The organism is Paenibacillus sp. J31R30, from assembly GCF_059692115.1.
This window is the reverse complement of the sequence record NZ_JCAUAV010000015.1, coordinates 21530-44210: the sequence shown is the minus strand read 5'-3', so window position 1 is coordinate 44210 and position 22681 is coordinate 21530. Positions and strand designations below refer to the sequence as shown.

General features: G+C 47.0%; 20 protein-coding genes, 1 tRNA gene and 1 other RNA gene. 2 read left to right on the top strand and 20 right to left on the bottom strand.

The annotated features are described in order from the left end of the window. Positions 1-122 precede the first annotated feature (122 nt). From AC58QO_RS29445 to AC58QO_RS29385, 13 genes are all read right to left on the bottom strand, one after another. On the bottom strand, positions 123-500 hold the full coding sequence (locus AC58QO_RS29445; RefSeq protein WP_497271866.1) for a PH domain-containing protein: 378 nt from the start codon (positions 498-500) through the stop codon (positions 123-125). A 328-nt stretch (positions 501-828) separates the two neighbouring features. Continuing rightward, positions 829-1193, bottom strand: a transfer-messenger RNA (tmRNA) gene (gene ssrA, locus AC58QO_RS29440). Between the two features lie 165 nt (positions 1194-1358). After that, entirely contained in the window at positions 1359-1841 is a 483-nt protein-coding gene (gene smpB, locus AC58QO_RS29435; RefSeq protein WP_028555549.1) for an SsrA-binding protein SmpB, read from the bottom strand. A 97-nt stretch (positions 1842-1938) separates the two neighbouring features. Further along, complete coding sequence (gene rnr, locus AC58QO_RS29430) at positions 1939-4905, bottom strand: ribonuclease R (RefSeq protein WP_497271865.1); 2967 nt, start codon at positions 4903-4905, stop codon at positions 1939-1941. Between the two features lie 27 nt (positions 4906-4932). Beyond that, a complete protein-coding gene (locus AC58QO_RS29425; protein ID WP_497272034.1) occupies positions 4933-5715 on the bottom strand; it encodes an alpha/beta hydrolase in 783 nt (260 codons plus the stop codon). 100 nt (positions 5716-5815) lie between these two features. Next, positions 5816-6052 carry a preprotein translocase subunit SecG gene (secG, locus tag AC58QO_RS29420; RefSeq protein ID WP_056611230.1) on the bottom strand — a complete coding sequence of 79 codons (237 nt, stop codon included), beginning with the start codon at positions 6050-6052 and terminating at the stop codon, positions 5816-5818. A 105-nt stretch (positions 6053-6157) separates the two neighbouring features. After that, positions 6158-6868: a M50 family metallopeptidase gene (locus AC58QO_RS29415; RefSeq protein ID WP_497271863.1), complete on the bottom strand. Its 711-nt coding sequence runs from the start codon at positions 6866-6868 to the stop codon at positions 6158-6160. 90 nt (positions 6869-6958) lie between these two features. After that, the gene (eno, locus tag AC58QO_RS29410) at positions 6959-8251 is read right to left on the bottom strand and encodes a phosphopyruvate hydratase (protein ID WP_056611239.1); all 1293 of its coding nucleotides are present in this window, start codon (positions 8249-8251) and stop codon (positions 6959-6961) included. A gap of 38 nt (positions 8252-8289) precedes the next feature. Beyond that, positions 8290-9828 (bottom strand): 2,3-bisphosphoglycerate-independent phosphoglycerate mutase, encoded by a 1539-nt coding sequence (gene gpmI, locus AC58QO_RS29405; RefSeq protein WP_497271861.1) that lies wholly within the window; start codon positions 9826-9828, stop codon positions 8290-8292. Between the two features lies 1 nt (position 9829). Continuing rightward, positions 9830-10582 (bottom strand): triose-phosphate isomerase, encoded by a 753-nt coding sequence (tpiA, locus tag AC58QO_RS29400; protein WP_497271859.1) that lies wholly within the window; start codon positions 10580-10582, stop codon positions 9830-9832. 32 nt (positions 10583-10614) lie between these two features. Continuing rightward, entirely contained in the window at positions 10615-11796 is a 1182-nt protein-coding gene (locus AC58QO_RS29395; protein ID WP_497271857.1) for a phosphoglycerate kinase, read from the bottom strand. A 166-nt stretch (positions 11797-11962) separates the two neighbouring features. Then, entirely contained in the window at positions 11963-12970 is a 1008-nt protein-coding gene (gene gap / locus AC58QO_RS29390) for a type I glyceraldehyde-3-phosphate dehydrogenase (RefSeq protein ID WP_497271855.1), read from the bottom strand. Between the two features lie 87 nt (positions 12971-13057). Next, positions 13058-14080 (bottom strand): sugar-binding transcriptional regulator, encoded by a 1023-nt coding sequence (locus tag AC58QO_RS29385; protein WP_497271853.1) that lies wholly within the window; start codon positions 14078-14080, stop codon positions 13058-13060. A 265-nt stretch (positions 14081-14345) separates the two neighbouring features. Between AC58QO_RS29385 and AC58QO_RS29380 the strand changes: the two genes are divergently transcribed. Both AC58QO_RS29380 and clpP read left to right on the top strand, forming a co-directional pair. Further along, positions 14346-14417: transfer RNA gene (locus tag AC58QO_RS29380), tRNA-Arg, on the top strand. Between the two features lie 180 nt (positions 14418-14597). Further along, positions 14598-15179 carry an ATP-dependent Clp endopeptidase proteolytic subunit ClpP gene (gene clpP / locus AC58QO_RS29375; RefSeq protein ID WP_065851305.1) on the top strand — a complete coding sequence of 194 codons (582 nt, stop codon included), beginning with the start codon at positions 14598-14600 and terminating at the stop codon, positions 15177-15179. A 66-nt stretch (positions 15180-15245) separates the two neighbouring features. On the opposite strand, the gene AC58QO_RS29370 is transcribed toward clpP, so the two are convergent. The 7 genes from AC58QO_RS29370 to trxB all read right to left on the bottom strand — a co-directional run bounded on the left by AC58QO_RS29370 (position 15246) and on the right by trxB (position 22608). Next, complete coding sequence (locus AC58QO_RS29370) at positions 15246-17009, bottom strand: copper amine oxidase N-terminal domain-containing protein (RefSeq protein ID WP_497271851.1); 1764 nt, start codon at positions 17007-17009, stop codon at positions 15246-15248. 212 nt (positions 17010-17221) lie between these two features. Continuing rightward, positions 17222-17491 carry an HPr family phosphocarrier protein gene (locus AC58QO_RS29365; protein ID WP_028555561.1) on the bottom strand — a complete coding sequence of 90 codons (270 nt, stop codon included), beginning with the start codon at positions 17489-17491 and terminating at the stop codon, positions 17222-17224. Positions 17492-17638: 147 nt separating this feature from the next. Further along, complete coding sequence (gene whiA / locus AC58QO_RS29360; RefSeq protein WP_056611259.1) at positions 17639-18571, bottom strand: DNA-binding protein WhiA; 933 nt, start codon at positions 18569-18571, stop codon at positions 17639-17641. Between the two features lie 5 nt (positions 18572-18576). Continuing rightward, positions 18577-19560: a gluconeogenesis factor YvcK family protein gene (locus AC58QO_RS29355; protein ID WP_497271849.1), complete on the bottom strand. Its 984-nt coding sequence runs from the start codon at positions 19558-19560 to the stop codon at positions 18577-18579. Positions 19561-19591: 31 nt separating this feature from the next. Next, a complete protein-coding gene (rapZ, locus tag AC58QO_RS29350) occupies positions 19592-20479 on the bottom strand; it encodes an RNase adapter RapZ (RefSeq protein WP_497271847.1) in 888 nt (295 codons plus the stop codon). A gap of 73 nt (positions 20480-20552) precedes the next feature. After that, positions 20553-21500 (bottom strand): ROK family glucokinase, encoded by a 948-nt coding sequence (locus AC58QO_RS29345; RefSeq protein ID WP_497271845.1) that lies wholly within the window; start codon positions 21498-21500, stop codon positions 20553-20555. A 160-nt stretch (positions 21501-21660) separates the two neighbouring features. Beyond that, positions 21661-22608: a thioredoxin-disulfide reductase gene (gene trxB / locus AC58QO_RS29340; protein ID WP_497257850.1), complete on the bottom strand. Its 948-nt coding sequence runs from the start codon at positions 22606-22608 to the stop codon at positions 21661-21663. Positions 22609-22681: the final 73 nt, after the last annotated feature.

Genomic DNA, 22681 nt, shown 5'->3' with positions numbered 1-22681 from the left:
AAGAGAATCTATTCCTTAACCTGCAGAGGCACAAGTGAGGGGAGTACACCCTTGAGGGTTCAACTCCCTGCTCACACACCAAAAACAAGAGACACCCGAAAGGGTGTCTCTTGTTTTTCAGTTTAATCTGCTAAAAGAGCATTGGCAATCAGTCTGTCGAACTTGCGGATATCTACACCTTTTTGCAACTTCACTTTGATATGACCTGCCCTTGTCCACAACTCAACCTCAGCATTGAAATCAAGAAAGCCACCAGCGTTCTCTGTGGACCACATATTGATAGAGGAGTAAGGCAAGGAGTATATCTCCACCTTTTTGCCTGTAAGACCTTGGGCATCTCTCACAATCAACCTTTTATTAGTGAAAATTGCACTGTCCCGAAAGGTTTTATAAGCAGCTACTGCTACTTCCCCAGTAACCAATAAAGCTTCAACATCTTGCGGAATAGGACATTCCGATACCAATGTCCATTCCAACATACTTTTAGTTTCTGCCGCCATCCAAATTTGCCTCCCAATGATCTGATGCTATAACAACTAATTATTCAACATTTTACCTAGTTTTCCTTTTTTTAAAATTTTCACTGTTACGAAGAAGCACCCTCAACGGGTGCTTCTTTCTCTTGTATGGAGGTGAGGGGAGTATTGAAATGTCCATTTAACTTACTAACGATGCCTATTCATCGATGACTACCCTAGCGGTACATTTCAATGCCGTGCTCCCTCCGCTCACGCTCCAGTCCGCGCGGGCGAACCTCGAGGGGGTCAACTCCCTGCTTTCATCTCCATACAAAGAAAAAAGCACCCTTAACGGGTGCTTCTTTCTCTTGTATGGAGGTGAGGGGAGTCGAACCCCTGTCCGAAAATATTGCCACACAGGCATCTACGGGTGTAGTCACAGTTTTGATGTCACCCGAGCATCGCCCCGTAACCGGCTATGCGTTGGGTCAGCCTGATTGTCTTCCTACGTCCGACCCCAGGCGGAGACCAAACGTCGTATCCCACTATAGTTGAGCCCCTATCCCAGTCACATGGGCGATGCTGAGTAGAAGCACGCTAACAGGTTATTAAGCTGCTAAAGCGTAGTTGTTTTGTGTTTTGCCATTTAATAGGCTTTAGCGTTTTATAGTGGACGCGGCCCCACTACCCGCAACCCGCGCTCAAACTATCCCCGTCGAATCCAAGAACACCCCCGGATTGCCTTCGTAACCGCCAGAGACGGTGAAGGTTAAAAGGACAAGCTGTAGAGCCAAGTTACACTTGAAATCTCTTCGTTACAGTTATTAGTATACCATAAGTACGAGAAATATGAACCCTAGGTTCATGGAAGACAAGGTGTTACCTTCCAATACAACCAAGCTATCTAGCAATCTTCTGCTTCTCACGCAATGCGCGTTGGATATCGCGTTGTGCGTCTTTCTTCGCAGCGGATTCGCGCTTGTCGTATTGTTTCTTCCCTTTACCAATACCAATCAATAGCTTCGCATAACCATTCCGGATGTACACCTTTAATGGAACAACGGTATACCCTTCTTGCTTAGCCTGACCTAATATCTTGGCGATTTGCACCTTTTTCAACAAAAGCTTTCGCGTCCGAGTTGGATCTTCCGGATTGCTGCGATTGCCTTGTTCGAAAGGGCTAATATGCATATTGTGTACAAAAGCTTCGCCATTCCGAATCGTCGAAAAGCTATCGCCAATATTGGCTTTACCTGCCCGTAAGGATTTGATCTCCGTGCCGGTCAGGACAAGACCGCATTCATACGTATCTTCAATGAAATAATCGTGTGAAGCCTTTTTATTCTGGGCGAGTAGTTTGCCATCGGCCTTCTTAGTTGCCACGTGAGATCCTCCTCCCGCACGCGAAAATGCAGGTAAATCTTGCTACAATGTGCAACCTATTGTAGCAAGATCAAGCCCGAAAAGCAAGAACCGGCGACTATCTCCGCCGCTTCTTGCTCCCATCGCCGTCGTCACTCCGACGACGACCACCCTTGGCGAGCGCGTTAACGCCGCTCGCCCAATCCATGCCGCTGCGCTCCGCAGCAGCGCCGGTACCACCGCCCGCTTGGGCTTCGCCCCCAAGCGAAACCCCACGGCTGCGCTCGCCGCCGCGCCCCGCACCGCTGTCAGTCCGCCCTGCGCCGACTGCCTGCAATCGCTGGCTTAAGCTGCCGCCTTCGCCAATCTTTCCGCCTTTGCCGCGTTTGTCGCTCCAAGGCTTACTGCCACCCTTGCCACGGCGCGACTTCCCTTGACCTTCTCCCGTTCCTATGCCGGCAATGTTCTCTGCCTTACTATCTCCGCCTCCAGCAAAGCCATCAGCTCTACCTTGGCCTTGACCTTGCCTTTGTCCTTCACCTTGGCCTTGCCCTCTGCCTCTAGATCTTCTACGGCCTTGCTCTGTTCCTGCCGATCCTTCTGTTCCAGCAGTACCTTCAGACTTCCCGCGAGCCGCCATCTCAATTCGACGAGCCGCACCGCTATCGGCACGCCCACGTTTCTTCCCTTGATCTGTCCCTGAGCCTCCACGTTCTTGCCCTTGAGTTCCCTCGCCTTGCCCCACTGCAGGCTGCGCCTTGGCAAAGCCGCCTCTCCCTTTGTAACCGCCCTTGCCTTTCTCCGCTCTACCCCTGCCTTTATCGGATCCGCCCTTATCTTTTCCTCCAGCACCAGGCTTGCCACGGAAACCTTTAAACCCGCCTGCGCCGTTGAACTTGCCTCCACCACCGCCGCCGCGGCTATATCCGCCCTCTTTACGAGGCTTCATATCCAGCAACTCAAAATCAATCGTATGATCATCCATATTCACGCGAGCAACCCGCACCTTAATGCTGTCACCTAGTCGATAGATTTTGGAGGTGCGCTCACCAATTAACGCATGCTGCTTCTCGTGATGATTGTAGTAATCATCGGTCAAATCACTCAGACGAATTAAGCCTTCAACCGTGTTGTCTAATTCAATGAACATCCCAAAACCCGTTACGCTCGAGATAATACCCTCGAACTCTTCGCCGACTTTATCAAGCATATACTGTGCTTTCTTCAACGCCTCTGTCTCGCGCTCCGCATCAACAGCAATACGTTCCCGTTCAGAGGATTGCTGCGCGATATCATTCATGCGCGAAGCCAAATAATCGTGACGTTGATCCGACAACGTACCGCCATTCTCCAGCACTTCACGAATCACACGATGAATAATTAAATCCGGATAGCGACGAATCGGTGAGGTGAAATGAGAATAATACTCCGCCGCTAGGCCGAAATGGCCCAAACTTTGCGCATCATACTTAGCCTGCTTCATCGAGCGCAGCATCACTTTACTAATCACCGTTTCTTCTGGCGATCCCTTGATATCTTCTAATAACGCCTGCAAGGAACGTGCATGGATCGCTCCCCCCTTGCCTCCTCGCATCGCATAGCCGAACGTAGTTACAAACTCCATGAAATTCATCAATTTCTCGGAATCCGGGTCTTCATGCACACGATACAGGAAAGGAACTTTTAGCCAAGTGAAATGCTCCGCAACGGTCTCATTCGCGGCTAGCATGAACTCTTCGATCATCATTTCCGCGACAGAGCGCTCTCTTTTCACAATATCGGTAGGCTTACCGTCAGCATCTACAAGGATCTTGGACTCTTCAAAGTCAAAATCAATTGCTCCACGCTTCATCCGTCTTGAACGCAGCCTGGCTGCGAGCTCCTCCATGCGTTTGAAGTCTTCCATTAAATACGCATATTTCTCCACGATTTCTGGTTCTGCCTCACCTGTCAGCAGCTTGCGTACGTTCGTATAGGTCATTCGTTCACTTGTTTTGATCACACTGGTGAAAATCTCATGATTAACGACCTTCAAATCCTGATCGAATTCCATCTCACAAGACATCGTCAACCGGTCTACACGCGGGTTTAAGGAACAAATCCCGTTGGAGAGACGGTGCGGCAACATCGGAATCACACGATCGGTCAAATACACCGAGCATCCGCGGTTATACGCTTCAATATCAAGCGCGGTACCTTCCCGCACATAGTAGCTCACATCGGCAATATGCACGCCAAGTCGAACGTTTCCATTTTCCAACAGCTCCACATTAACCGCATCATCCAAATCCTTGGCATCTTCACCGTCGATGGTCACAATCGTTTTCGAACGAAGATCACGACGACCTTGACCGATGATTTCTTCTTCCGTTATCGAATCTGGTGCGGCTTCTCCTTCCGCTAGAACCTCCGGTTGAAAAGCCTCTGGCAACTGGTGTTTACGTATAATGGCCAAAATATCTACACCCGGATCATCTTTATGACCCAGAATCTCAATAATTTCACCCTCAGCCGCGGAACGGCCTTCTGGATAGTTTACGATCTTCACAACAACCTTTTGGCCCGAGACGGCTCCCATAAAAGCATGCTGCGGAATGAAAATATCACGATTCATCCTTTTATCATCTGCAATAACGAAGGCGTACGTTTCTTGGCTTTGGAAAACCCCCACCACTTGCGTATTCGCCCGCGTGATGACACGCACAACTTCGCCTTCCAGACGGCCGCCGCCTTGGCTTCGCGCTGTAACCTTCACGAACACAATATCACCGTTCATTGCCGTATTCAGGTCGTTCGCATTGATGTATACGTCCGGATGCTCGCGATCTTCAGGAATGAGGAAAGCAAAACCCTTCGCATGGGCCTGCAGCTTGCCTCGCACCAAATTCATCCGTTCCGGAACGCCATAACGATCATTGGGGCTCCGTACGATATGGCCGCTTTCTTCTAATTTATTAAGCATTTTGATAAAATCTTTAAACTCATTCGCGCTTCCAATCCCAAAATGCTTCTCAAGCTCTTTATAGGACATAGGCTTATACGCCTCTTCTTGCATCAAACTTACAATTTCATTCTCTTTTATCATGAATCCATTCACCTTCTTGTTGTTGTTCTAGTCCGCCGTTCTCAAGTCCCTTACTCCATAGTATGCCACTTGCAGCGAAAGGATAAACGCAGAAATATCCGCATAAATCTGCTCCCGCTCTTGATCCAGCAATAAACCATGGGAGGATTCCTTATAAAAATGCAATTCCGATACCTGTGATCTTACGCTATTCTGAATAAACGCTGCGCTGCTAGGATGGACGACGCCATCCTTATTCCCCTGCCCGATCCAGATCGGGGCATCTACCCGAGGCAGCAACTTCTTTACTTCTTTAACTAGCTTTCTTAAGCTGACGACACAGCGAATCGGCGTTTTGGTATATGCACATGACTCGTCTAACAATGTGGAGATCTTCTTGGGTTTTTTCTCTATGTATGGCATGACATACTGCATAACCCCAGCTAGCGCCAATTTCCTTGTCGTAAAGAAAAACGGTGTAGCCAGTGAGATAATGCCCGCCGCAGCGCGCTCTCCACCCAACTTCAAAGCGAGCAGTCCGCCCATGGAATGCCCCATGATAACAACTCGCTTACAACGAGCGGCAAGCTCATCGTAACTCTCCAGCACATGCCCATACCAATCCGTCCATCCGGTGCGTCTCATATCCTCAGGCGAAGTACCATGCCCTGGCAACCTGACCGCTTGAATCGTGTACCCCTCATCTCGCAAGGTGTAGCCAATTCTTCTGAATTCCGAAGGAGAGCCTGTGAAGCCATGAATCATCAAAATGCCAGTTCCTTGGTTCTCTCCATGACCGTTCCAGTAGAAGGGCTCTGTCGACTTATAAATCCGTTCTTCGATAATGATGACTCATCCTTTCACCAACACTTGTACAAAAATGAAAAAACAGCAGGAGTATAGTTCCCCTGCTGTTATCGTTTTATGTGTGTTAGCTTTTCACTACGTAGGCTACGACAATGGAAAGAATAAAGAATGCAGCAGCAAGACCCATTGTTGCGCGCGACAAAAATAGTTCCAAACCACGAGCTTTTTGTTTACCAAATAAGTGCTCTGCGCCACCGGAAATGGCACCGGACAAGCCTGCGCTTTTCCCTTTTTGTAAAAGGACAATCGCGATTAATCCAACCGAAGCTATGATTAACAAAATTTTCATAAAGATTAACATATTAGCACCCCAATTGCCTATTCTTTGCCTTATACAACTAGCATGAGTATTTTAACATAGTTCGTCCACGAATACAACCAGAAGGCCTAATCGATGCCTCCGGTACTAATCGCGATATGATCCCAACGCAGTAGGTCCACTTGCACGTCTAGCTCTCTTGCTTCGCCCTAAGAAGGCACCAACCGCTCGCTTCGCACACCACAGCGCAAATAGCGTAAACCCGATCGCCCACACAATAGCGGGTATTCCCGTGTGGTTCGCCAGATTAGTCGCGTCACCAGCGCTCCGACTGTTTTGCAGCGCATATACGATCAATGACGCCGGACCAAACACCGACTCCTCCAAACATAAGAAGGCAAGCAGCAGGTAGTAGAAGTCACGCAGCCATTTCGGTGTTAGCGCCAGCACGACAACCGTCAGAACAATAAAACCAACCAAAAACATAACACCAAACCCATTACGTACGAATAGTACCAAGGACAGAATAGACACGGCAGCCGTCACCTGCAAGCCAAGCCGTTGCTTCCCTCTTGCGTAGGCCGAGAATAGAAACCAAGCAAATACGGAAGCCGTCATATAGCCTGCCAAGGATACGGGGATGACTGCCCATGACTTCGTCATTGTAGATAAAGTAACGCCGCTATGATCCCTATACAGCTCAATATACATAACCTTACCAGACAGCGCCAAGGTAGCCACCGCGTGCCCGAACTCATGCACCATCGTGTCAAGGTTCCGAAAAAAGGAAGAAGGGAGCCAGTGCGTGAGCACCGCAGAACCTATCAAAAATAAAATAGTTTTCACCCAGTTGCTCATACAGCCGACGCCCCCTTGATTACATAAACGAGCAGGTGACTGAATCACCTGCTCGCTAATGATCTTATTTAATTAGTAATACGAACCAACTTACTTGAAGTTTCTCAAGTTGTAGAATGCTTTTTTACCAGCGTATTGAGCTACAGTGAACAACTCGTCTTCGATACGAAGAAGTTGGTTGTATTTCGCTACACGGTCCGTACGGGACGGAGCACCTGTTTTGATTTGACCAGCGTTCGTAGCAACCGCGATATCAGCGATTGTGCTGTCTTCGCTCTCACCGGAACGGTGGGAGATAACTGCTGTATAACCAGCGCGTTTTGCCATTTCGATCGCATCAAAAGTCTCAGTAAGTGTACCGATTTGGTTAACTTTAACCAAGATGGAGTTACCGATGTTTTCTTCGATTCCGCGGGATAGACGCTCAGTGTTCGTAACGAACAAGTCATCACCAACGAGTTGAATTTTGTTACCCAATTTCTCAGTAAGCAATTTCCAACCTTCCCAATCGTCTTCGGAGCAGCCATCTTCAACTGTGATGATTGGGTATTTATCAACCCATGCAGCCAAGAAGTCAACCCACTCAGCGGATGTGAAGGATTTGCCTTCGCCTTCAAGGTGGTATTTACCATCTTTAAAGAACTCAGTGGAAGCAACGTCCATACCCAAGAATACGTCAACACCTGGTTTGTAACCAGCGTTTTCGATAGCTGTAAGGATTGTAGTGATTGCTTCTTCGTTGGATTTGAAGTTAGGAGCGAATCCGCCTTCGTCGCCAACTGCTGTGTTAAGGCCTTTTTCTTTCAATACGGATTTCAAGCTATGGAAAATCTCAGCGCCGATGCGAAGAGCTTCTTTGAAAGTTGGAGCGCCTACAGGAAGAACCATGAACTCTTGAACGTCAACATTGTTGTCAGCGTGTGCCCCACCGTTGATGATGTTCATCATTGGAACTGGAAGCGTTTTGGCGTTGAATCCACCAAGGTAAACGTATAATGGCACGTCTAGAGCGTCAGCAGCTGCGCGAGCAACAGCCATGGAAACAGCTAGAATCGCGTTAGCGCCTAGTTTAGCTTTGTTAGGAGTACCGTCAAGCTCGATCATTTTGTTGTCGATGCCAACTTGATCAAGCGCGTCTAGACCAATGATTTCAGGAGCGATGATTTCATTTACGTTCTCAACAGCTTTCAGAACGCCTTTACCAAGGTAACGGCCTTTGTCACCATCACGAAGCTCAACAGCCTCGTATGCGCCTGTGGAAGCGCCTGAAGGGACGATAGCACGGCCGAATGCACCGGACTCTAGGTATACTTCTACTTCAACAGTCGGATTACCGCGGGAATCCAATACTTCGCGTGCGTAAACATCAGAAATAATTGTCATTGTGAAAAACACTCCTTTAATAATATGAATTTAGTTTTTTATTTCTTAAGGATTGTTGCACCAGTCATTTGCTCCGGTTGCTTCACTTCTAAGAAGTCTAGCATTGTTGGTGCAATATCTGCCAGAATACCGCCATCTCTTAGTGTAACAGATTTGTCTGTCACAATAAAAGGAACCGGATTCGTTGTATGTGCTGTGTTGCGTGAGCCGTCTGCATTCGTAACCACATCTGCGTTGCCGTGATCCGCTGTGATGCAGACTACGCCGCCTTTGGCTAGGACCGCTTCTACCACTTTACCAAGACACTCATCTGTCGCTTCGATCGCTTTCACCGTTGGCTCAAGCAAACCAGAGTGACCTACCATGTCAGGGTTAGCAAAGTTCAAAATGATAACATCATGACGCTCCGCTTCTACTTCTTTAACCACTGCATCCGCTAATTCATAAGCGCTCATTTCCGGTTGCAAATCGTACGTCGCAACTTTCGGTGAAGGAATCAGCAAGCGAGTTTCGCCTGGTAACTCAGCATCACGACCACCGCTGAAGAAGAAGGTTACGTGTGGATATTTCTCGGTTTCAGCTGCACGAAGCTGTTTCAGACCGTTCTGAGCTAGCACTTCGCCAAGCGTGTTATCGAGATTTTTTGGTTTGTACGCTACGAAACCGTCTACAGACTCGCTGAACAGAGTCAGACACACGTAATACAGGTTCTTAGCCACTTTAGGACCACGATCGAAGCCGCGGAAGTCTTCATTCGTGAAGACTTGGGACAGCTGAATCGCGCGGTCTGGACGGAAGTTGAAGAAGATCACCGCATCGCCTGATTCTACAAGTCCTACCGGCTGACCATCGTCACCAACAATAACTGTTGGCATAACGAACTCGTCGTAGACGGATTTCTCGTAGGATTCAACGATCGCTTTCATCGGATCCGTGTAGGTTGGACCATCGCCATACACCATGGCGCGGTAGGATTTCTCCGTACGCTCCCAGCGCTTGTCGCGATCCATCGCATAATAGCGGCCTTGTACAGTCGCAATTTGGCCTACGCCGACTTCTTTGATTTTGTTCAGAAGCTCTTCCATGTACCCCTTCGCAGAATCCGGAGCCACGTCGCGGCCATCTAGAAATGCGTGGATGTACACATCATTGAATTCTTCTTTTTTCGCCAAGTCCAATAGAGCAAATAAATGCTTAATGTGACTGTGTACGCCGCCGTCCGAAAGCAAACCGTACAGGTGAAGCTTCTTGCCGTTCTCTTTGGCATGACGCACAGCGCCTACAATCGTTTCATTATCGTAAAATTCACCATCACGAATGGATTTCGAAATCCGCGTTAGATCCTGATACACGATACGGCCTGCGCCGATGTTCAGGTGACCTACCTCAGAATTCCCCATTTGACCTTCCGGCAAACCTACAGCCTCACCGCAAGCCGTGAGGGTTGTATGAGGAAACGTTGACCAGTAACGGTCGTAGTTCGGCTTTTTAGCATGAGCAACCGCATTCCCCTGCTCTTCTGAGCGGAGTCCGAAGCCATCGAGAATGATGAGTGCTACCGGTTTCGGTCTGGACATGTTACTTCGCCCCCTGGACGAGTTGGATGTAGGAAGCTGACTCTAAGCTCGCTCCGCCTACAAGTGCGCCATCGATGTCAGGCTGTGCCATGTACTCAGCAATGTTGTTCGGCTTCACGCTGCCGCCGTATTGGATACGAACGACATCAGCCACTGCTGCGCCGTAAAGTCCGCTCACCAATGTACGGATGTAACCGATCACGTCTTGTGCATCTTCCGCAGTGGAGGATTTACCTGTACCGATCGCCCAGATTGGCTCATAAGCGATTACTACTTGTGCCGCTTGCTCTGCGCTAAGACCAGCAAAAGCAGCTTCTGTTTGTACTTTACAAACGTCTTTCGTTTGACCCGCTTCACGCTCTTCCAACTTCTCGCCTACGCAAAGAATTGGTTTCAAGCCGTGTTTGAAAGCCGCAACGACTTTCTTGTTTACGATTTCGTCGGACTCAGCGAAGTAAGCTCTACGCTCAGAGTGACCGATGATGACATACTCAACGCCAAGGTCTTTCAGCATCACGCCGCTGATTTCACCTGTGAACGCGCCATTATCTTCAAAGTGAAGGTTTTGTGCGCCAACATGAACGTCTGTACCTTTTGTAGCTTCAACAAGCGCAGGAAGGTTCGTGAACGGGGAGCAAATTACGCTCTCCACGCCATCAACTGTGCTGCCTTTTACTTCGTTTACGAAGCTGATCGCTTCGGAAACCGTTTTGAACATTTTCCAGTTACCCGCGATAATCGGTGTTCTGCTCATAGTTAGACTCCTTTTTATGAAAAAATAATTTCTTATTTGTCGTTTAGTGCTACTACGCCTGGCAATGCTTTACCTTCCATAAACTCCAAGGAAGCTCCGCCGCCTGTGGACATGTGGTTCATTTGCTCAGCCAAATGGAATTTCTCCGTTGCTGCAGCAGAATCGCCACCGCCGATAACGGTGTAACCCTCAGTTGTAGCACAAGCTTGTGCTACAGCGCGAGTACCATGGGAGAAAGGCTCAATTTCGAATACGCCCATCGGTCCGTTCCAAACTACTAGCTTGGATTTCGCGATAACGTCGGCATAAAGCTCACGTGTTTTCGGTCCGATGTCAATGCCTTCCCAATCAGCAGGAATGCTGTCGATGTCAACGATTTGTGTGTTCGCATCTGCGCTGAATTTATCCGTAACTACGATATCTACTGGAAGAAGGAAGTTCACACCTTTTTCTTTTGCTTTTGCAATAAAGCTAAGCGCTAGATCAAGTTTCGAGTTATCCAAAAGTGATTTACCGATTTCATAACCTTGTGCTTTCAAGAATGTATAGGACAGACCGCCGCCAATCAAGACGTTGTCTGCAATGTTCAGGAGGTTTTCAATCACGGCAATTTTATCTTTTACTTTGGATCCGCCAACGATCGCTGTGAAAGGACGCTCTGGGTTGTTCAACGCTTTCCCTAGTACATCAAGCTCTTTCTCCATCAATAGACCGGAAACAGCTGGAATATACGCTGCAATGCCTGAAGTCGAAGCATGTGCACGGTGAGCAGCACCGAAAGCATCATTTACGAACAGATCAGCTAGATCAGCGAAAGCCTTGGACAACTCAGGATCATTCTTCTCTTCACCTTCGTTGAAACGAACGTTTTCAAGCAAAAGTACATCGCCATTTTCAAGCGCATCCACTTGGGCTTTCACGATTTCACCAACGGATTGATCCGCTTTGATCACGTTTTGACCAAGAAGCTCAGCCAATTTCGCAGCAACTGGCGTCAAACGAAGCTCTTCAACCACTTGTCCGTTAGGACGACCGAAATGGGCAGCTAGAATAACTTTAGCGCCTTGCTCTACTAAGAATTTAATCGTAGGAAGCGTTTCTCTGATACGTGTATCGTCGGTGATTTGACCGTTTTCTACAGGCACGTTGAAATCAACGCGAACAAATACTCTTTTACCAGCTACTTCAACATCGCGAACACTTTTCTTATTCATCGTAAAAGCCTCCTAAAAGTTTTCGTCAGAAAACTGACTTCGTAAGCATAAGCTCTCTGGCATGTATGATTTTCTTCCGGTTCTATCCTTTTACTGGGTAAATCGCACATAAAGAGGAGAATCGCTTCTCCCCTTCATGTGGTTTTCCAGTTGATGCTTTATGAAATTACAGACCTTTTTTCGCGATGAAAGATACCAAGTCAACAACACGGTTGGAGTAGCCCCACTCGTTATCGTACCAGGAAACAACTTTCAACATGTTGTCGCCAACTACCATTGTGGACAAAGCGTCGATTGTGGAAGAAGCTGGGTCACCATTGAAGTCGCTGGATACAAGAGCATCTTCTGTGTAGTTAAGAATGCCTTTAAGAGGGCCTTCGGAAGCTGCTTTCAAAGCTGCGTTTACTTCGTCAACAGTTACGTTAACTTTCAACTCAACAACCAAATCAGTTACGGATACGTTAGGTGTAGGAACACGCATAGCCATACCGTTCAATTTGCCTTTAAGCTCAGGAAGAACTAGACCGATTGCTTTTGCTGCGCCAGTGCTGGAAGGAATGATGTTCTCAGCTGCTGCACGAGCACGACGAAGGTCTTTATGTGGAACGTCAAGTACGGATTGGTCATTTGTGTACGAGTGAACAGTTGTCATCATACCTTTTACGATTCCGAAGCTATCGTTGATAACTTTCGCGAAAGGAGCTAGACAGTTCGTTGTACAAGAAGCGTTGGAGATGATTGTGTGTGCAGCTGGATCGTATTTGTCTTCATTAACACCAAGTACGATTGTGATATCTTCGTCAGAAGCAGGAGCGGAAATGATAACTTTCTTAGCTCCACCTTTCAAGTGAAGAGCTGCTTTTTCTTTTGCTGTGAAAATACCAGTGGATTCGATTACGATTTCAGCGCCTACAGAAGCCCATGGCAGGTTCCCAGGGTCACGCTCAGCAAAAACCTTGATGGAACGACCGTTAACGATCAATTCGCCTTCGCCAGCTTCAACTGTAGCGTCTAGTTTACCGTGAGTAGTGTCATATTTAAGCAAGTGAGCCAATGTTTTAACGTCTGTCAAATCGTTTACTGCCACGATTTGTACATCTGCGTTGTTCAATGCTGCGCGGAATACGTTACGACCAATACGTCCGAAACCGTTAATACCTACTTTTGTTGTCATAGTCAGTTCCTCCTAAGATTACTTGCATATTTTTATATTTCAAAACGCAGCCGATAAGGGCAAACGTTATGATGTCTAACTTCTTCGTTATACATGCTTCATAATTTCTAGGGCTGCTGCTTCATCTGTTACAAGCACGTCTTCTTGTCCATGTCTCAGTACCGAAGCGATCGCTTCACCCTTGCTCTTCCCGCCAGCAACACCAATCACAACCTCAACACGCTGCAGATCTTCCAGCCGTAGTCCGACTGTCGGCATCTTATGAACCACATTCCCTTGACGGTCAAAATAATACCCAAGCGCCTCAGCAAGTGCCCCATCGGCTCTCAGACTGCCCGTAGTCTCCGCATCTACTTTACGTCTGCGTGCCATGACCATAGCATCTCCGATACCATGTACAACAATGCGACAACTGCGCACTGCGTTCACAACTTCTTGAATCTGCGGATCTTGTATCAGCGATTGATACGCCTCTTCCCCAAGATGATCTGGCACATGCAGCAGTCGGTATTTCCCGCCTGTTTTCTTGGCCATAATGGAAGCAATCGTGTTCGCTTGCATATCCACACTTTCGCCAAGTCCACCGCGTGCAGGGACGAACCAGCTGCCTTTCATCGAAGAAGATATCGCCAAGTTATTGGCAATCTGCGCCATGGTCGATCCACCCGTTACCGCGATGATATCATCTTTGGCGACATATTTACGTAAGGCGGCCGCACCAGCGCGTCCAAGCTCTTTTTTCGTAAATACCGAAGTGTCGGAATCTCCAGGGACGATAATCACATTTGAAAGGTGAAAAGCCTTAGCAATGCTGTCTTCCAAATCCGTCAGGCCAAACGCCATCTTAATGATCGGCTGCATATCCTCCAGCAGCTGACGACCAGACTCGCTGATCTTCATTCCGCTTGCGTCAGATTCTAGAAGCCCTAGCTCCTTCAGGAAATCGACTTCACCGCGGAGTACGCGCTCCGTCATATCGAGCGAGGATGCTAGCGTCCTTCGTCCGACAACGCCGGAAACCAAGATGTGCTGCAGAATCGAGTAGCGTTTCTTCATGATGTCCATTAGATCAGGCATGAGCTGTTTCTGAATATCTAGAATCTCTCTCATAGGACGACTTTTAACGCTCCCGATCCTTTTGTAGGACGTTTTATGTCCCGGGTATACATTTTACGTCCCACCCAGGTGAAAAAAAAGTTCCTTACGCAAATCATATTTTTGTTTCTCATTTACATTTCTTATTATAACCATTTTCTTCTCAACATTCAACATTTGTTCAAACATTTTTCTCCAAATTGGACTGAAAGGGCTTACCATCTTGCTTTTTCTGGATAGCTGACATATAATAACCCTTGCTTCTCTTTTTCTAAACTATGCGCCCGTGGTCCAATGGATATGACGTAGGCCTCCGAAGCCTGAGATAAAGGTTCGATTCCTTTCGGGCGCGTCCAGTAAAACAGCTACATGACATACAGCTTAAACCTCGAATCAGCTCATCGGCTGATTTTTTTTGTGTTTAGTTTGACCTTTCTTGACCTTCGGAGGTTTTTTCGTTATCATACTTGTAGATACTGTAAATAGTATGTAACCCAATAGTAGGTAACCCAACCCCAAGGAGGTCATTCTCATGAGTTTTATTCCTATGGTCGTCGAACAGGACGCGCGCGGTGAAAGAGGATATGACATCTACTCTCGCTTGCTGAAGGACCGCATTATATTCTTAGGCACGGGTGTCAACGATGTTGTGGCGAATTCCATCATTGCTCAGTTGCTCTTCTTAGCCGCTCAAGATCCTGATAAAGATATCTCGCTTTACATTAACAGCCCAGGCGGCTCTATCACAGCCGGTATGGCGATCTTCGACACGATGCAGTTCATCAAACCAGACGTATCCACGATCTGTGTTGGTATGGCCGCTTCGATGGGCGCTTTCTTGCTAACCGCAGGTGCCAAAGGCAAACGTTACGCGCTTCCGAACAGCGAAGTCATGATTCACCAACCGCTCGGCGGTGCAGAAGGTCAAGCCTCTGATATCGAAATTCGCGCGAAGCGCATTTTGAAAATGAGAGACAACCTGAACACTATCCTTGCAGAGCGCACTGGACAATCGTTCGAGCGCATCGAGAAGGATACGGACCGTGATAACTTCATGAGTGCTAAAGAAGCAGCCGAATACGGACTCATCGATAAAGTCATCGAGCGCGTCTAATTTTATACAATAAAAAACCAGCCTGATCTTCCTGCTCATCCGAGCGCCGAAGATCGGCTGGTTTTTTTATTTTAAATCTTCCAATGGGTAGAAAATCAAATCAATCGGGAACGCCGAGCCCGCTGGAGGCGTGAACTCAATATCCAACGCATCTTCTGTGCCTGTCGTGCGCGCTAGTACTTGATAACCATCAAATGCCGTAATGACACCAGATAACGGTACAGGAATGATTTCACCGTTGATTTTAAACGGCCCCTTGAACACGCCGCCTCTAGCCATGATCATCACAGCCATTTTGCGTGGCTTATCTGCATGGATTTTGTAGACTACGCCATAATTTCCGCCATTCTCCACATTCATCTTTCGCATTACGTCGTAGCCTTTGACGAATGGGTCCGTCTTATTATCACCGATCGTTAATACGGAGGATTTCGTGAAGCTCGTGGCATCAATTTTCCACTGAATTTCTGAAACGGGGAAAGTCCCTCGAACATGGCCGTTAAAGGAGAGTAAAGGCAGCTCCTTCACTGTCGTTGACGTCAGCATTTTGTCCGTTGCAACAAAAGACATTTGCAGCTCGCCGTTCGTTTCGACATCATAGAATAAATTGACGCCTTGCCCAGGATAGAAATCAGGCAGGTTAGCATACACATAGCTTTCGTGAGGCTTAACGGTCATTTCATCTGTGTATACATTCTCTAGAAGGAAATCTACTGACGCTTCACTGCCGATTAAGTTCGCATAAACAGAAGGAAATACCTCACCTTTATTCGTCGTTTTGATCGTAATCGGTTTATCTGTGTTATTCGTTGCGAAGATCGCCATCGTCATCTTCTTTTGCGTGCCATTGATATGGTCCGCATACAAGCGCGCTTTGCCGTTAATATTGTCTTGATACAAAATACCGCTCGATGTAAACTCTTCCGGGCTGTCACTCACAAGCAGCGTACGCCCTTGCACTTCGTTGACTTCCCTAGGAAGCATAGGTAATTCATTGAAATGCGACCAAATGGTCGACCAGTTCGTTTTGATGAACCCGCCAACCGGCTTCATGTAAATCGGGTACTCCACTTCAGATAAATAGGGTTCATTTACGACAGTTACGAAGCTTTTGAACAATTTACTCACATGACCATGACGATCCTTTACCGTTAACGTAACCGGATAGGAACCCGCTTTGAAGAATGCCTCTTGCTTCCCTGTCCAGTCGTAGGAGGCAATCCCTTCCGCATCCGGATCATAGCTCAGATCTAAATATTTAACAGGCTCACCAAGCCTGTAAGTAGGCTTCGCCGTGCTAAATTTGGCAACAGGACGAGAATTACTATCTTGATCAATGTAGATGCCCTCAGGCGCCTTAAAATGTACAATCTCTACACGTCTCAGTTCATTGTTATACGTGTACTTCGCACCCATGTAATCAGCTAACCAAGTCAGCTTCACCAGCAACTTGCCATTCAGGATAGCGGCTACTGAATTAAAGGGTACATCCACCCCATTCGTGGTTACCGTCTTGTGATCAGAATCAAGCACAATATTATAACCTGGAGGTGTCATTTGAATCGTACGGGATAAATCATTCCACTCCACCTTGAAGCCTAATGTATCACCTAAGAACTTGGCTGGAACGTAAGTGCTTCCATTAATAATGGTCGATGGAGATTCGAGATGAACTTGCTCCTGATTCACGAAAGCTTCTGACTTATCGATATAAAGTAGAATAAAGGACGAGCTTGTTGATACCGCATGCGCGGCTGGTGCTGTTATCGTACTGACTAGAAATACGAGTAACGCCAGTAGGGCAATCATTTCTTTCTTTACTACACTCATTTCACTTCGGCTCCTTCTTCAAGCTTTGGATAGGCTCGTTACTTAGAAATACAAATAGCCTTATCCATCATGACTACGTTTATTAGACGTAGCCAAGCGGAAAAGGTTGCCCCATGCCACTAAATGTTAACAAATTTGACACTTTTAGACGAGTTGCGATTTACTTCGATAAATTGCAAAAAAGCCCCCTCGAAAGGTAGGCTTTTAAAGAATTATTGGTTTTCCAATTCTTCCTTACTGACTAATGTGACTAAAGCGTTTACAGCCTGCTCTGCATCCGAACCTTCTGCACTTATGAAGACTTCGGTCCCTGTGCTGATCGCAAGACTCATAATTCCCATGATGCTTTTCGCATTCACTTTCTTCTCATCTTTCTCAACAAAGATCTCGGATGAAAACTTATTCGCCTCTTGAACAAACAATGCCGCAGGTCTGGCATGAAGTCCTGTTCTCAACTTCACAACGACTGGACGTCTGGACATGGAACTAATTCCCCCTAGTGTGGAGCTTATATGGATTACTATTAATAACAGCGTTTACCTTATGTTTTAATATTATAGCATTTTTCCTTCAAGTACACTAGAAAAAATGCGAAAAACTTATACAAACGTTGTACAGCCCTAACTTATCTAAGAATTTCGGTGTTTTTCAGCCAATTCGTCTATTTTCCGCAGACGATGATTCACGCCTGACTTGCTGACACTGCCCGAAAGCATGTCGCCAACTTCCTTTAAATTCAAGTCCGGATGCGCCAATCTAATCTCGGCAACCTCTCTCAACTTCTCAGGTAAGCTATCGAGACCGATCTCTCGCTGCAGCAATCGAATATTTTCGATTTGTCTGACAGCTGCTCCGATCGTTTTGTTCAAGTTCGCCGTTTCACAGTTAACGATACGATTAACGGAATTTCTCATATCCTTCATAATACGGACATCCTCGAAACGCAGAAGCGCTTGATGAGCCCCAATGATATTGAGAAACTCGATAATTTTCTCGCCTTCTTTGATGTACAGCACGAACCCCTTCTTGCGCTCAATGAAACGCGCGTTCAAGTCAAACTTGTTCGCGAGCTGTGTCAATGCTTTACAGTGCTCTTCATAAATTGAAGCGATTTCCAAATGATAGGAAGATCCCTCCGGATTATTGACAGAACCGCCAGCCATGAAGGCTCCGCGAAGATAAGCACGCTTACAGCAATTGCCGCGAATAATGTCCTTATTAATTCCCGTCGTGAAAATAAAACCCTCAGAGACGATTTTCAAATCACTGAGCAGCTCCTGTACTTGACCGGGCACCCTAACAATGTACACATTATTCTTCTTGAGACGCATTTTCTTACGTACAAGCAGCTCCGTATGTGTATTATACGTCTTCTTGATCAGCGAGTAAATTCGCCGTGCAATCGCTGCGTTCTCCGTGGATACGTCCAACACGACACGCTGACTTGTTAATTGAACAGCACCATTCATGCGAATGAGGGCGGATAGTTCCGCTTTTTCACAACACGACTCTGAATCATTGATTAAGGTTAATTCTTTTTTTGTTGTTGCCGCAAAGGACAAGGGACTCACTTCTTCCTTAACAGCCAGCTTTCGACGAGCTGATAGATATGGTCACTCAATTTCTCTGCATCATGACGAAGATAGGTACGGAATAGAACAAGTCGATCTGCTATGACCCGATATCCTCTTTTCGTCACTTCATCCAAATCTAAATGGACCGCTTTTGAACCTTTTTCCGCATATTTGGCTTGCACCTGCGGTGGAATTTCACCATTATTCACGATCACATAATCGAACAAATGCTTACCTAAGTGATCGTAAATCGCATCTAGATGATCACTGACAGAATAATCATCGGTTTCCCCTGGCTGTGTCATGACATTACAGATGAACATTTTCACAGCATGAGATGCAACAATCTCCTCAGCAATCCCTGGAACAAGCAGATTCGGCAGCAAACTTGTATATAAACTGCCCGGGCCGCACAAGATGGCATCTGCCTCGCGTATTGCTTGAACCGCTTCTGTGAGTGGTGTCACACCCGCTGGTTCAATGAACACTTGCTTGATCCGTCCATCAGCCTTCGGTATTTTGGACTCTCCAACAACTAGAGTCCCATCCTCCATAATGGCTTTCAATACAATGGCCTGATTCGAAGCTGGAAGCACTCTCCCGCGAACAGCGAATACGCGATTCATCTCTTGCACGGCAGTAACAAAATCACCTGTAATATCTGTTAGTGCAGCTAGTATTAGATTTCCCAGACTATGCCCGGCTAAACCTGTACCGTTTTGAAATCGATACTGAAGCATTAAAGATAATAATGGCTCAACATCAGCTAATGATGTTAACACATTTCGAATATCTCCCGGAGGCGGCATCTGCAGCTCACTTCGCAAGATGCCGGAACTCCCTCCATCGTCTGCAACGGTCACGATAGCTGTGATATCAACCGGCTTTTCTTTCAGTCCTCTCAGCATGACCGAGAGCCCTGTGCCACCGCCAATAACGACTATTCTGGGCTTACGTTGTAATTGACCAAGCTCCATACTTCTTTCACCCTCTTAATGGCATAGCCGCCTATAAACGGTCCCGCTCGGCATCCCGATGACTTAGTCGCACGGTCTCGGTCTCGCTGTTCCCCATGACCTTACCTAGATATTCCGTAATCGCAACCGATCTATGTTTGCCTCCTGTACAGCCAATACCAACAACAACCTGGCTCTTACCTTCCTTCTTATACTGAGGCATCAAGAAATTCAGCATATCCAGAAGCTTCGTCAAGAATTCTTGTGTCTCCGTCCATTTCATCACGTAGTCATAGACATCTGGATCTTGACCCGTTTGGGGACGAAGCTGCTCAACATAGTGGGGATTAGGCAAGAATCGCACATCAAAGATGAGATCAGCGTCAATAGGGACACCATACTTGAAACCAAAAGAGATGACATTTATAGATATGCGATTAGATTCTAGATTGGTGAACCGGGAAATGATTCTTTCCTTCAATTGCACGGGCTTCAAGCTGCTGGTGTCAATCACCTGCGTAGCCAGACCCTTGAGTTCCTCAAGCAGCTTGCGTTCAAGACCAATTCCTTCAAGCGGTGCCCCGTCTGGTGCTAATGGATGGCGACGACGGCTCTCTTTGTAGCGCTGAACCAGCGTCCCATCTGTAGCGTCCAAGAACAGGATTTCGTAGCTTAGCGTGTAATTTTCTTGGATGTAACGCAAGGATTCTTGGAGCGCAGTGAAAAATTCACGTCCGCGCAAATCAATAACCAAGGCAACCTTGCCGATTTTACCCATCGATTGCACGATTAATTCGGCAAACTTCGGAATTAGAACGGGTGGTAAGTTGTCAACGCAGAAGAATCCTAAATCCTCCATGCTTTGAACAGCTATTGTCTTGCCAGCACCCGACATCCCTGTAATAATGACCAGTTTCGCTAAAGGGTGGTTTTCTTCCATGAATGACACCTTCCTTTGGGGTGCTTTCGCAGATCAGATCTCTTCTGTTCATCTGCGAACCCGGTCTAGCCTTCTATCGCAAATTCAGACCTGCCGCTCCTACAACACCTGCATCATTGCCCAATGTAGCAGCAACAATTTCAACGCCTTCAGCAGCTGCTTCTGGTGTGAACTTGATGAACGTTTCACGAATTGGCTGGAATAGAATTTCTCCGGCTTTCGATACACCACCGCCAATAATAAAGCGCTTAGGGTTAATGACAACAGCTAGTGCCGCCATCGAGCGACCGATATAATAAGCAGCACGATTCACGATACGCAATGCGACTTCATCGCCACTTTTCGCATCATCAAACACATGCTTAGCTTCAATTTTCTCATGAAGGGCAAGTGATGTACGCTCACCGCGTTCCACTGCTTCCTTCGCCATACGAACGATGCCTGTCGCGGAGGAAACTGTTTCAAGACAACCCATTTGACCGCATCCACACTGAATCGCTTCAATGTCAGGTACGATGGACATATGTCCAAGCTCGCCAGCCATACCGGCGGAACCTTGATAAATTTTACCGTTAATAATGATACCGCCGCCAACACCTGTGCCAAGTGTATAGCACACACAGTTCGGAATACCCGCTCCAGCGCCTGCCCAAGCTTCGCCTAGCGCAGCTACGTTCGCATCGTTATCAATTTTAACTTGTTTACCCAGAAGTGCTTCAAGCGTCTTCTTCGCCGGAACGTTATGCCATTGGAGATTAGGAGAGAACTTCACGAAACCTTCTGGAATATCCATAAATCCAGCTAGCCCTGCGCCAATTCCTGCTACTTGCTCCCATGCATAATCAGATTCTTCGACAATTTGACGTACATACTGCGCAATACGTTCAAGGACCGACTCTGCACCTAGTTCTGGTGAAGTTGGACCTTCTAACGTTTTAAGCAGCTTACCTTGCTCATCACAAATACCTACTTTAATATTCGTGCCGCCTAGATCTACACCGATATAAATTTGATTGGACATTACAAGGTCACCTCATGAATAATCATAAAATTTTCGGGCATATGCTCCTGTTCCCACTATAAGACAACCCTGCCGGGAGGTCAAGATTCATCCATACCCTGTTTAAATGAGAAAACGTGGAAAGCGTAGCCCTCCACGTTAACTGAAATGCCATTACGATTTACAACGAAATACTCCAGTCGTGTACGCTGTTACCCTCAAGGAACTTCTCTGCTTCCAACGCTGCAGCACATCCGCTTCCAGCAGCCGTAATCGCTTGACGATACTTCGTATCTTGCACGTCACCACAAGCGAATACACCTGGGATGTTCGTTTCTGTTGTACCTGGCTTCACGATGATGTAGCCATGTTCATCTGTGTCGATTTGTCCACCGAGGAACTTCGTATTCGGCGTATGACCGATGGCAACGAAGATACCGTCCGTTTCGAGGATTTCATCTTCACCTGTTTGGTTATTTTTCACTTTAAGGCCTGTAACACCTTTATCACCCGCTACAACTTCTAACGGCGTGTTATTCAGCGACCACTTCACCTTCTCGTTGCCACGAGCGCGGTCTTGCATAATCTTGGAGGCGCGAAGCTCATCACGGCGATGAACCAAACGTACTTCCGAAGCGAAGCGAGTCAAGAAGTTAGCCTCTTCCATAGCAGAGTCACCGCCGCCAACGACGATAATCTTTTTGCCGCGGAAGAAGAAGCCATCACACGTTGCACACGTGCTTACACCGCGTCCGATGTTTTCTTTCTCATTCGTGATGCCAAGCAATCTAGCAGATGCACCTGTTGAGATAATCAGTGTTTCTGTTTCGATTTCGCCTAGACCTTCTACTTGCAATTTAAATGGACGGTTCGTCAATTCAACAGAATTAACCCAACCTGTTTTGAATTCAGCGCCAAAGCGTTCTGCCTGCTTGCGCATGTTCTCCATTAGTTCAGGTCCCATAATCCCTTCGGGAAATCCTGGAAAGTTCTCTACTTCGGTAGTCGTCGTTAATTGTCCACCTGGTTCTGGTCCTTCAATAACAAGCGGGCTTAGGTTCGCGCGCGCCAAGTAAATAGCCGCTGTTAGACCGGATGGTCCTGTTCCTACTACAACTGATTTATACATATGATTTCCCTCCTAGGTGCTTTCCTGAGGAAAGCTATCTTTACTGAGCATGTCATCTTGATTGTTCCTCGGT